Origin of the sequence: Phenylobacterium sp. (genome assembly GCF_031425575.1) — a bacterium.
Taxonomy (GTDB): Bacteria; Pseudomonadota; Alphaproteobacteria; order Caulobacterales; family Caulobacteraceae; genus Phenylobacterium.
The window spans coordinates 1-11,263 of the sequence record NZ_JANPJP010000023.1 but is presented as its reverse complement, the minus strand read 5'-3'; the positions used below and the strand labels follow the sequence as shown (position 1 = coordinate 11,263).

The 11,263-nt window shown below is 68.9% G+C and carries 11 protein-coding genes; 3 read left to right on the top strand and 8 right to left on the bottom strand.

Annotated features, from left to right (window positions below):
- Positions 1 to 326: 326 nt before the first annotated feature.
- From RMO97_RS01180 to RMO97_RS01170, 3 genes are all read right to left on the bottom strand, one after another.
- The gene (locus tag RMO97_RS01180; RefSeq protein WP_310538731.1) at positions 327 to 1,112 is read right to left on the bottom strand and encodes a 3-hydroxybutyrate dehydrogenase; all 786 of its coding nucleotides are present in this window, start codon (positions 1,110 to 1,112) and stop codon (positions 327 to 329) included.
- Positions 1,113 to 1,201: 89 nt separating this feature from the next.
- Positions 1,202 to 2,626, bottom strand: coding sequence for an MFS transporter (locus tag RMO97_RS01175; RefSeq protein ID WP_310538730.1), 1,425 nt, complete (start codon positions 2,624 to 2,626; stop codon positions 1,202 to 1,204).
- Between the two features lie 115 nt (positions 2,627 to 2,741).
- Positions 2,742 to 3,167 carry a globin gene (locus RMO97_RS01170; protein ID WP_310538729.1) on the bottom strand — a complete coding sequence of 142 codons (426 nt, stop codon included), beginning with the start codon at positions 3,165 to 3,167 and terminating at the stop codon, positions 2,742 to 2,744.
- A 135-nt stretch (positions 3,168 to 3,302) separates the two neighbouring features.
- Here RMO97_RS01170 and RMO97_RS01165 point away from each other — a divergent pair, with 135 nt between their 5' ends.
- The gene (locus tag RMO97_RS01165; RefSeq protein ID WP_310538728.1) at positions 3,303 to 4,400 is read left to right on the top strand and encodes an NADH:flavin oxidoreductase; all 1,098 of its coding nucleotides are present in this window, start codon (positions 3,303 to 3,305) and stop codon (positions 4,398 to 4,400) included.
- 121 nt (positions 4,401 to 4,521) lie between these two features.
- Here the strand turns inward: RMO97_RS01165 and RMO97_RS01160 are convergent, their stop codons facing one another.
- On the bottom strand, positions 4,522 to 5,358 hold the full coding sequence (locus RMO97_RS01160) for an acyl-CoA thioesterase II (protein WP_310538727.1): 837 nt from the start codon (positions 5,356 to 5,358) through the stop codon (positions 4,522 to 4,524).
- On the bottom strand, positions 5,358 to 5,912 hold the full coding sequence (rfbC, locus tag RMO97_RS01155) for a dTDP-4-dehydrorhamnose 3,5-epimerase (RefSeq protein ID WP_310538726.1): 555 nt from the start codon (positions 5,910 to 5,912) through the stop codon (positions 5,358 to 5,360). The genes RMO97_RS01160 and rfbC overlap by 1 nt, the downstream gene beginning before the upstream one ends.
- Before the next feature lie 61 nt (positions 5,913 to 5,973).
- On the opposite strand from rfbC, the gene RMO97_RS01150 reads away from it, so the two are divergent.
- Positions 5,974 to 6,957, top strand: a complete 984-nt coding sequence (locus tag RMO97_RS01150) for a glycosyltransferase family 2 protein (protein ID WP_310538725.1) — start codon at positions 5,974 to 5,976, stop codon at positions 6,955 to 6,957.
- A gap of 3 nt (positions 6,958 to 6,960) precedes the next feature.
- Here the strand turns inward: RMO97_RS01150 and argE are convergent, their stop codons facing one another.
- Positions 6,961 to 8,130, bottom strand: a complete 1,170-nt coding sequence (gene argE, locus RMO97_RS01145) for an acetylornithine deacetylase (RefSeq protein WP_310538724.1) — start codon at positions 8,128 to 8,130, stop codon at positions 6,961 to 6,963.
- A gap of 104 nt (positions 8,131 to 8,234) precedes the next feature.
- Between argE and purU the strand changes: the two genes are divergently transcribed.
- Entirely contained in the window at positions 8,235 to 9,074 is an 840-nt protein-coding gene (purU, locus tag RMO97_RS01140) for a formyltetrahydrofolate deformylase (protein ID WP_310538723.1), read from the top strand.
- Between the two features lie 6 nt (positions 9,075 to 9,080).
- Here purU and RMO97_RS01135 read toward each other — a convergent pair whose 3' ends face one another.
- The gene (locus RMO97_RS01135; protein WP_310538722.1) at positions 9,081 to 10,160 is read right to left on the bottom strand and encodes a phosphotransferase; all 1,080 of its coding nucleotides are present in this window, start codon (positions 10,158 to 10,160) and stop codon (positions 9,081 to 9,083) included.
- Positions 10,157 to 11,263 (bottom strand): FAD-dependent monooxygenase (locus RMO97_RS01130; protein ID WP_310538721.1); only part of this gene is annotated, 1,107 nt, incomplete at its 5' end. The genes RMO97_RS01135 and RMO97_RS01130, both read right to left, overlap by 4 nt.

Below are 11,263 nucleotides of genomic sequence, written 5' to 3'. Positions count from 1 at the left end.
GGCGCCGAAACCGGAAACCACTTTCGGCTGTCACGCTTCGCCGGCTCTGAAGGCCCGGCGCGGGACTACTCTGTCACGGAATTCGGCGAGACGAAACTCTGACGCCGCGTCATGAGGAGGGCGCCACGAGCCCTGCATGCTCGAACACGTTCGTGTGGTTAGTTTGGTTGGTTGACTATATTTCTCAGGCGCGAGGCGTCGCGGCCAGAAGAAAAGGAACCACGAACCACACGAACCACACGAACGATAGATGGACCGCCCGTTCAGACGAATCCAGGTCCCGGCCTGCGCCGGGATGAGCAGATATGGGCCTATCGACTCCGTCCCTAGGCCGCTGTCCAGCCGCCGTCCACCGAGAGGTTGGCGCCGGTCATCTGCTTGGCGGCCGGCGAGCAGAGGAAGACGGCGATGGCGGCGACTTCCTCCGGCGTCACGAACTGCTTGGTGGGCTGGGCGGCCAGCAGGACGTCGTTGATCACCTGGTCTCGGGTCAGGTTGCGCGAGGCCATGGTGGCGGGAATCTGGTTCTCCACCAGGGGGGTCCAGACGTAGCCGGGGCTGATGCAATTGACGGTCACGCCATGGGGGGCGAGTTCCAGGGCCGCGGTCTTGGTGAGGCCCACAACCCCGTGCTTGGCGGCCACATAGGCCGACTTGAAGGGCGAGGCCACCAGGCTGTGGGCCGAGGCGGTGGAGATGATCCGCCCCCAGCCGCGCGCCTTCATGCCGGGAACCGCCGCGCGGATCGCGTGGAAGGCGGCCGAGAGGTTGATGGCGATGATCTGGTCCCACTTCTCAAGGGGGAAGTCTTCGATGGGGGAGACGAACTGCACCCCGGCGTTGTTGACCAGCACGTCCACGGCGCCCAGTTCGGCCTGCGCCTGGGCGATCATGGCGGCGATCTCCGCGGGCTGGGTCATGTCGGCGCCGGAATAGATCGCCCTGACCCCGAATTCCGCCTCGATCCCGGCCCGCGCCGCCTCGATGTCCTCGGCGGCTCCGAAACCGTTGATCAGGACATTGGCGCCCTCGGCCGCAAAGGCGCGGGCGATGGCCAGGCCAATGCCGCTGGTGGAGCCGGTGACGACGGCGGACTTCGATTGCAGGATCATGGCGGCGTCCTTGGAGCGAGCCGACCCCGGTCGGCCTCTTGGCTCATATTGCGGCGCACAATGAACGCAAGACAAGACTGATCAAGGGCCTAGCTGTCCCGGCCGCCCAGCACCGGGATGGCCGGCTCGCTCGACAGGCTCTCCAGAATCGGAGCCTCGGCGTACTGGGCGTCGCGGGTGTCCAGGTCGCGGCGGATCTGGGCGTGGCGCTCGGCGTCCAGGCGCCAGCCGATGACACAGGCGCCCCCCAGCATGACGAAGACGATGGGGCCGGCGATATAGGCCCATTCCAGGCTGCGGATCGCACCCTCGGTGTTCACCGCCCCTTCGGTGGGATTGTAGCCGAGGCGCTGCAGCAGGGGGAAGGTGACGCCGATGGCGAAGGCGCCGGCGATCTTCGCGGCCAGGGCGTTGAGGGCGTAGATCAGGCTCAGCCGCTCCTGGCCCTGTTCCAGCCGCACCTCGTCGCCGACATCGGCCAGCATGGCGCGGATCATCAGGTCGAAGCCGGCGGCCATGAAGCCGCACCAGAACATGGCCGGAATGGCCGCGGCGACATCGCCCTTGGGCAGGATCATCACCATGCACAGGCCGAGCGAATAGGCCGTGGTGGTGACCATCAGGGTGCGGTGCTTGGAGAGGCGCCGCGCCAGCAGGGCGGTGAGCGGCGCGCCGACAATGCCGGCCACGACATAGATCAGCAGCAGGATCGAGGCCTCGGTTCCGGTGAAGCCGCGGCTGTCGGTGAAGAAGAAGATGTAGAGAGCGCTCATCCAGCCGGGACCGAGGGTCAGGGCCATCTGCGCCAGGAACAGGCGCAGCAGGTCGGGCTTCACCAGCAGGGACCAATAGTCGCGCAGCCGGAAGCGGGGATGGTCTGTCTCGGGCGCAATGATCTCAGGCGTCCGCAGCAGCATCCAGACCATCGAGACCGGGATGAGCCAGAAGATAAACCAGCCCATGTCGGGCACGATCTCGGCGGCGTCGCGGCGCAGGGCGTCGGCGCCGATGGGGATCAGCAGCACCACCACCGCCCCGATGACCCCCAGGGCGGCGACCACCCCGAACAGGCGGGAGCGCTCGTGATATTCCTTGGAGAGGTTCGCGCCCCAGGCCGAATGGCCCAGGCCGAGGATCGAGGTGCCCAGGTAGAAGACCAGCAGCCAGCCGATCAGATAGCCAAGGCCAATGCCGCGCGGGGCCTGGAAGAGGGCGAAGACCGAGAGCATCAGGACCGGGGCGCCCAGCAGCATCCAGAACCGGTAGCGGCCGAGCCGCGTGCGGGTGCGGTCCATGATGACGCCGAGCAACGGGTCCACGCCGATGTCCAGCAGCCGGACCGTCATCCAGGCGCCGCCCACCACCGCCAGGCTGACCCCCAGGTGGCTGGCGAAATAGGGGGGGAGATAGACCGCCACGGCGACGGCCAGCGCCCCTAGCGGCAGGTTGGAGAGCGCAAATCCGAGGATGGTGGGCAGGCTGAGCCTGCTGGAGCCTGACGCGCCTGGGTTCACGAAACCTGCTCCCGACCGGCGCCGCTCAACCGTGGCGCTTCGGCGGCGAACAGGACGCCATTCCCCTACGGCAGGGCAAGAGCCTGGCCGAAGAATGACGACGAATACATGGGCGTCAGACGCCCACCCGTTGCGTCTCCGCCTGATTGGGGTGGGTGACGTAATAGTCCAGGTCGGCCAGCAGCCGGGTCCAGGCCTGGTCCATCTGCGGCGTCCAGTCGGCGCCGATGACCTCTTTCAGGGTGGCGGCCACCGTCGCGAAGAAGATCGCGAAGACCTTCGGAGGCACGTCGTAGCCAGCGTGATTGATCACCTCGGTCTGGATCAGGGTGGAGGCGTAGAGCCGGTCGCCGATGAAATCCAGGATGGCGGAGAACACCTGGGCCAGCATCTCGCCGCGAACCGCCCAGTTCTTGTCGCTCCAGAACAGGGCCTCCATCTCCGGATGGTCGGCGAACAGGCGCGCATAGACCAGCGGCGTCAGGTCCTCACAGCGCTCGGCGGCCAGTTCCAGGCTCTGCTCGATCAGGTTGGCGGTCATGGTGGGCTCCCGGCCAGGCGGCGATCATCGCGCAGGCTCAGCTTATCGGCAATCACTTAGGCGCCGCGGGGGCTTGCGCCGAAGACGGCGGGCCTCTCAACTGGCGCCGACCCCTCTCCAGACCGGATGACCGCCTTGCCCGCCAATCTGCTTGCGCCCCTGACCTTCCCCCATGGCCCGGCCATGAAGAACCGCCTGATGCTGGCGCCGCTGACCAATCTGCAGAGCCATGCGGACGGGACCATGTCGGAGGACGAGTTCCACTGGCTGACCCTGCGGGCACAGGGCGGGTTTGGCCTGACCATGACCTGCGCGGCCCACGTCCAGGCGGTCGGCCAGGGTTTTCCTGGCCAGATGGGCATCTGGTCGGACAGCCACATCGAGGGGCTGACCCGGCTGGCCACAGCCATCAAGGCGGCAGGCAGCATCGCGGTGGTGCAGCTGCACCACGCCGGCTACCGCTCGCCCAAGGACCTCATCGGGACCCAGCCGGTGGGACCGTCCGACGATGAGGCCTCCGGCTCGCGGGGGCTGTCGACCGCCGAGGTCGAGCAGGTGGTGGAGGACTTCATCGCTGCGGCCGTGCGGGCCAAGACCGCCGGTTTCGACGGCGTCGAGGTTCACGGCGCCCACTCCTACATCCTCTGCCAGTTCCTCAGCGCCGGCCTGAACTGGCGCACCGACCAGTACGGCGGCTCGGCGGAGAACCGGGGGCGGATCATCATGGAGATCCTGCGGGGCGTGCGGGACCGCTGCGGCGCGGACTTCCTCCTGGGCCTGCGCCTGTCGCCGGAACGGTTCGACCTGGATCTGCGGGAGATCGCCGACTTCGCGCAGCATGTGATGTCGCAGGGCCTTATCGACTTCCTCGACATGTCCCTGTGGGACGCCTTCAAGGAGCCCTCGGACGAGGCCTATAAGGGCCGAACCCTGATGAGCTATTTCACCGAACTGGACCGCGGCGCCGTGCGCCTGGGGGTCGCCGGCAAGATCATGAGCGCGGCCGATGCGCGGGCCATGCTGGACGCCGGCGCCGACTTCGTCCTGCTGGGCCGCGCCGCCATCCTGCACCATGACTGGCCACACCGGGTGGAGATGGACGCCGACTTCAAGCCCGTCAGCCTGCCGGTGACCCGCGAGCACCTGCGCCACGAGGGCCTGGGCCCGGCCTTCGTCGACTACATGGCGACCTGGAAGGGCTTCGTGACGGAGCCGGAAGCGGTCGAGGCGTGACCCCAGGCTAGACCCTTTCCGGATCAGGTTGAATCAACCTGATCGGATAAAAAGGGTCTATCTTCTTGAATCTGGAGCATGTCCGGGCGGCGAACCGGCGCCCACTTGCGCCTGACATGCTCTAGCGGAAGCGGATCAGGGCTTCCTGGGTGGCCGAGGCCACCAGGGCGCCGTCCGGGCCATAGATCGATCCGCGGTTGAAACCGCGTCCGCCCGAGGCCGAGGGGCGGTCCTGCACATAGAGGTGCCACTGGGAGAAGTCGCTGGCCTTGTGGAACCACAGGGCGTGGTCGAGGCTGGCCACCTGCAGGCGGCCGGAATCCCAGTCCACAGCATGGGGCCGCAGCGAGGCGTCCAGCAGGGTCATGTCCGAGGCGTAGGCCAGGGCGCACTGGTTGAGCGCCACGTCGTCGCCCACCGAGACGCGGGCGCGGAACCAGCACATGTCGTTGGGCTCGCGCGCCTCGGTCACCCCGTGCGGGACCGGATCGACCGGGCGGACCTCGACGGGCCAGATGCGGCGGCTGGCGGGATCAAGGCCGGCCTTGGCGCGCAGCTCTTCCTCATTCAGCAGGGTGTCGGGGGCCGGGGCGGCGGGCATGTCGAACTGGTGCTCAAAGCCTTCCTCCGGAGTCTGGAAGGAGGCGGCCAGGTTGAAGATCTGCTTGCCGTTCTGCAGGGCCACCACCCGGCGCACCGCAAAGGAACCGCCGTCACGCACCCGCTCCACCTGGAACAGGATGGGGGTCTTGGGGTCGCCCGGCCGCATGAAATAGCCGTGCATGGAGTGGCAGAGCCGGCCGTCATCGATGGTGCGATAGGCCGCCGCCATGGCCTGGGCCACCACCTGGCCGCCATAGATGCGGCTGCCGGCGCCGGGCGGGGTCTGGCCGCGATACATGTCCAGCTCGATGGGCTCGAGCTCCAGGATGCTGACCAGTTCGGAGACCTCGGCCATCAGAAGCTCACCGGGGCGAGGTCCTTCAGGGGACGGGCGGCCATGTCCTTGTCCGACACCACCGAGCCCGCGAAGGCCGGCCAGTCGATGGCCAGGTCCGGGTCGTTCCAGAGCACCGCGCCCTCGGTCTGCGGCGCATAGAGGCCGTCGACCTTGTAGGCCAGCTCGGTGTCGGGCTCGAGGGTGCAGTAGCCGTGGGCGAAGCCGCGCGGAACCAGCAGCTGCTCACCGCCGGCCGCCGTGAGGGTTGCGGAGACCCACCGGCCGTAGGTGGCCGAACCGGTGCGGATGTCGACGGCGACGTCGAGGATGGACCCGCGCAGGACGCGCAACAGCTTGGCCTGGGGGTGTGGGGCGGTCTGGAAATGCAGGCCCCGCACGGTGCCGGCCTCGCCGCTGAAGGCGTGGTTGTCCTGCACGAAGTCGAAATCCAGCCCGGCCTCGGCGAAGGCGCGGCGGCTCCAGGTCTCCATAAACCAGCCCCGCGCATCGCCATGGCGCTTGGGCGTGATAAGCAGGACCTCGGGCAGGGCGAGGGGCGTAATCGTCGTCATGGCGCCTCAGTTGGACGGAGTGACGCTTGCGATGGCGCGGGTTGGCGGGAAAGACAAGTCTTTGACGCCCGCCGTCAGCATCGTGGTTGTCGCCTACCAGAGCGGCCGGCACCTGGAAACCTGCCTCGCGGGCCTGGCGGCCCAGGGTTTCCACGACCACGAGATCATCCTGCTGGACAACGCCTCCAGCGACGGCGCGCCGCAGGCCGCGGCCGGCGCCCACCCCGAGGTGCGTTTCCTGGAGGCGGGCTCGAACCTGGGCTTTGCGGCGGGGGTCAATCGCGCCGCCCAGCTCGCCACGGGCCGGTGGTTGGCCCTGATCAATCCCGACGCCTTCGCCGATCCCGACTGGCTTGAGGCCCTGATGGCGGCGACGCTGACCTGGCCGCAGGTGAAGTGCTTCGCGTCGCGCCAGCTGATGGCTGAGGACACGACCCGACTGGACGGGCTGGGGGATGTGATGTCGGGGGCGGGCTTCCCGTTCCGCGGCGGCTATACCGGGCGCGACCCGGGGCCGGTGGAGCCGGGCGAGGTGTTTTCGGCCTGCGGCGGCGCCATGCTGGTGGACCGGGCCTTCTTCCTGGGGCTGGGCGGCTTCGACGAGCGGCTGTTCTGCTACTGCGAGGACGTCGACTTTGGCTATCGCATGCGGCTGATCGGCGAGCCGACCATCGTCGTCCCCACCGCCGTGGTGCGGCACGTCGGCTCCACCGCCTCAGGCGGCCCAAGGTCGGACTTCGCGGTGTTCCACGGCACCCGCAACCGGTTCTGGGTGTTTGTGAAGAACACCCCGCCACTGCTGCTGGCCCTGACCCTGCCCCTGCACGCCTTCGCCACCGCACTGTTGTTCCTGCGCCACGCCGACCGCCACGAGGTCAGGGCGCCGTGGCGGGGCTTGATGGCGGGGCTGAAGGGGCTGGACGTGGCCATCGCGGCGCGGCGGGAGACCCAGGCGACCCGGACCGTGGGCTCCTGGGCCCTCGCGCGCGCCATGACCTGGAACCCCTTCGACCTGTTCCTGCGGCGGGTGGTGATCAAGCGGTAGGGGTCATTCCCCCGCCGCCGCCCATTCCACCAGCCGCTCCATGAAGGCGCCGCCGCGGTCCATCTGGACGGCCTCGACATATTCGTTGGGCTGGTGGGCCTGGTCGATGGAGCCCGGGCCGCAGATGACGGTGGAGAAGCCGGCCTGCTGGAACTGGCCGGCCTCGGTGGCGAAGGCCACGACCCGGGGCGGGCCGTTATCGCCGGTCAGACGGCGCGCGAAGACCTCAGCGACGCCGTCCGGCTCGGGCGCCAGGGGCGGTGTGGCCGATTTCCGCTCAACTCGGACCCCGGCCTGGGGGAAGCGGGCCTTCAAGGCCGCGTCGAGCGCCGCGCACTGGGCGAAGAACGGCGACAGCAGGGCGTCGGGATCGAGGCCGGCGGCGTAGCGCAGATCAAACTGGAAGGCGCACTCCCGGGCCAGGATGTTGCCCGCCGTGCCGCCGTGGACCAGGCCTATGGTCATGGTGGCGTGCCGCGGCGTGAACAGCGAACTGGGATCGGCCTCCCGCTCCAGCTTCGCCGCCAGGTCGCGCACCGCCGCCATCAGGGGCACGGCCTCCAGGATCGCCGAGACGCCCAGTTGGGTCTGGCTGGAATGGGCCTCGTGGCCGTTGACCGTCACCAGGTGGTTGATGATCCCCTTGTGGCCGCGCACGGCCTCCATGTTGGTGGGTTCGCCCACCACCACCAGGGCCGGGGCCGGCAACTCCGCCCCGATCAGCCGGATCAGGTCAGGCGCCCCCAGGCAGCCGATCTCCTCGTCATAGGAGAAGGCCAGGTGCACCGGCTTCTTCGGACCCGCCACCACCAGGTCCGGCACGGCGGCCAGCGCCAGGGCCAGGAACCCCTTCATGTCGCAGGTCCCGCGCCCATAGATGCGGCCGTCGTCCTTCGGCGTCAGCTTGAAGGGGTCGGTGATCCAGGCCTGGCCGTCCACCGGCACCACGTCGGTATGGCCCGACAGCACCACGCCGCCAGGGATCATCGGCCCCACCGTGGCCAGCAGGTTGGACTTGGACCCATCGTGGTTGGGGGCCCGGCGATGCGGCACGCCGTGGCGGTCCAGATAGGCCTCCACCCACTCGATCAGGGCGAGGTTGGAGAGCCTGGAGGTGGTGTCGAAGGCCACCAGGGTCGAAAGGATGTCGAGGGCGCGGGCGGTGAGGGTCATGCGCCACCCTAGCCTTGGGCGGCGGCGGGCTCCACCCGCCAGCCCGCGCAACTGAGCGTGAGGGCGCTTGACGGCGGCGCGGTGATCAAGCCTTAGGCACGTCCATGATCCTGACCCTCGCCTGCCCCGACCGCCCGGGCATCGTCGCCCGCGTCTCGGCCTTCCTGTTCGAGCGCGGCGGCAACATCCTCGACGCCCAGCAGTTCGACGACGAGGAGACCGGCCGCTTCTTCATGCGCGTGGTGTTCGCCGGACATGAGAGCGCCGAGACATTGCGCGCGGCCTTCGCCCCGCACGCCGAGGAATTCGGCATGGACTGGACCCTGCGCGATTCGAAGGTGAAGAAGCGGGTGATGATCCTGGCCTCGCAACAGGATCACTGCCTGGCCGACCTGCTCTATCGCTGGCGGCGCGGCGAACTGCCCATGACGCTTTCCGCCGTGGTCTCCAATCACGCAGCCGACACCTATGCCCACCTGGATCTCTCCGGCGTGCCCTTCCACCACCTGCCGGTGGTCCGCGACACCAAGATGGAGCAGGAGGCGGCGCTCTGGAAACTGATCCAGGAGACGCAGACCGAACTGGTGGTGCTCGCCCGCTACATGCAGGTGCTGTCCGACGGCCTGGCCGCCAAGCTGGAGGGCCGCTGCATCAACATCCACCACTCCTTCCTGCCGGGCTTCAAGGGCGCGCGCCCCTATCACCAGGCCCACCAGCGGGGCGTGAAGGTGATCGGGGCTACGGCCCACTACGTCACCGCCGACCTCGACGAGGGGCCGATCATCGAACAGGACGTGGAGCGGATCAGCCACCGCGACACCCCGCGCGACCTGATCCGGAAGGGCCGCGACATAGAGCGCCGGGTGCTGGCCCGCGCCGTGCGGTGGCGTCTGGAGGACAGGGTGCTGCTCAATGGAAGCAAGACCGTGGTGTTTACCGACTGAAAGGCCCTACGCCCTCCGCAGCAATTTCAGCGACTCCAGGTCGGCGGCCTGGGCGCAGTGGCGGCGAGCCATGGTCAGGAACATTTCGTCGCCGCGGTCAGTCTGCTTGGTGCTGACCGAGGCGAAGATGGCGGTGAACACCCCCTGCAGCAAGTAATGGCGATAGGCGGTCCAGGCGTCGTCCCAGGCGTAGGTCACGCCATAGCCGCGCAGGGCCTCGAGCCACTGCTTCAGGAGATCCTGCTCATGTTGCTGGCGGATCTCGGTCGGCAGGCCAGCGCCGATGAAATAGGCCACGTCCAGCACGCCGGGGCCTAGCGCCGTCGTCTGCCAGTCGAGCACGGCCATGGGCCAGCGGCCGCCCTGGGGTTCGAACAGCATGTTGTCGAGGCGGAAGTCCTGGTGCTGCAGGGTCGGCGGGGCGGCGGGCCCGGAATAGAAGGCCCCGATATGGTCGGCGAAGTCCTGGCAGATCGTCATGTACTCCGGCTCCAGCCGGCCCTCGTAGCGGGCCCGGAAGGCCGCGATGACGCCGTCGAACATCCCCGCGATCGCGCCTGGATCGATCATCGGGCGATTGAGGAATTCCACCTGCGTCAGGGTCGGATCGGCCCAGCGCGGACCGTGCAGGGCCGCGGCCTCACGCATGGCCACCTCCGCGTCGGCCAGGGAGCAGCCGGTGAGCTGATCGCCGCCCCGGGCCGGGCCCATATCCTCCAGCAGGAGGACGAAGTCGCTGGTCTCAGGGTCGATCGCCGCCACGAAGGGCTTCGGCGTGCGGATATCCACCGTGTGGGCGATCTGCTGGTAGAACCGCACCTCGTTCAGATAGAGGCCGATGGCCCCACCGGTGGCGCGGCTGACGGGGTCCGCAGAGGGAAACTTGCCCACCACGCTGGCGGGCGCGCCCTCGACGGGTCGGGCGTAGTCGAGGTTGAAGCGGACGCTCTCCCCCAACATGCCGTCCCCCACTTTCTGCGGGGTGAAGCCCTCGACCTGGGCGGGGATTCCGGCGCCGTTCAGGGCGGCGGTGAGCCACGCGGCGTCCACGCCGTAGGGGTCGGTGACGATGGGCAGGTCGCTCACGCAGCCTCTCCCAGGACGCGAGCGCGGTGCTCGCGGGTGAAGATCTCGGCCGGCAAGACCTCGGGGCCGGCCATCACCGCGAAGGTGTGGGCCCGCAGCGACGGGTCGAGGCTGGCGCGCTCATGGAGGCTGTCGCGCCGCGCCCGCGCCGCCTCGCCGAACTCGGCCTCTAGCGCCGAGACGATGGAGGCGGTGAACCTCAGGCGGCGCAGGCGCTCGGCGCGCTCCTCGGCGTAGGGCGAGAAATCCGCCCGGGCCCAGTCGGCTTCCGCCTTCAGGATGTCGGTGACGATCCGAACGTCGCGATAGGTGATGGAGAGGCCAAGGCCGATGATCGGGTCATTCCAGCCGCCGGCGTCCCCCACCAGCAAGGCGCCCGGGGCGAAGGGCTGGTCGGTCCAGGCGTCGTTGTTGAAATAGGACAGCAGCGGCCCGATGGGCCTGGCGCCCGCCAGGTGGACATTGTCGGGCGAGCACTCCATGCGGAAAGCCTCGAGGAAGGCCGCGGGACCGTCCGGGCCCGCGAACCGGCGGCGCTGATCCAGGGCGTAGCTGCCATAGAGCCGCACGCGGCCGGAGCCCTGCGGGAAAGCCAGGAAGGAGAAGTCTCCCTCAACCCCGATGGCCTGAACCTTGGCGTCCCAATCGGGGGCGCCGTCCACCAGCAGGCCGGCGAACATGTGGTGGGGGGCGTCCTGATGCAGGGGGATGCCCAGGTTCTCGCGGACCATGGAGGCGCGGCCGTCGGCGCCCACCAGCAGGCGCGCCGTCGCCGTGGTTTCCTGGCCGTCGTGGCGGAAGGTGACGGTGGGACTGGTCCCCGCGGTCACCGAGATCACCTGAACGCCGCGCCGGGCGTCGACGCCTCGGCGGACAGCCTCGTCAAACAGCGTCTGGCAGTGTTGCGGGTGACCGAGACAGAGCGGGCCGGGAACCCCCGGCGCGAAGACCCCGAGCGGCGCAGGGGTCGACCGCGCCGCCTCCGGATCGCGGTTCTCGTCATAGGAGATGTGGGTCTCGATGTGGTGCCCGCCGGCGCTCACCAGCAGGTCGTAGAGCCCCAGGCGCTTGACCTCGGTCACACCCCACGGCGCGATCCACTC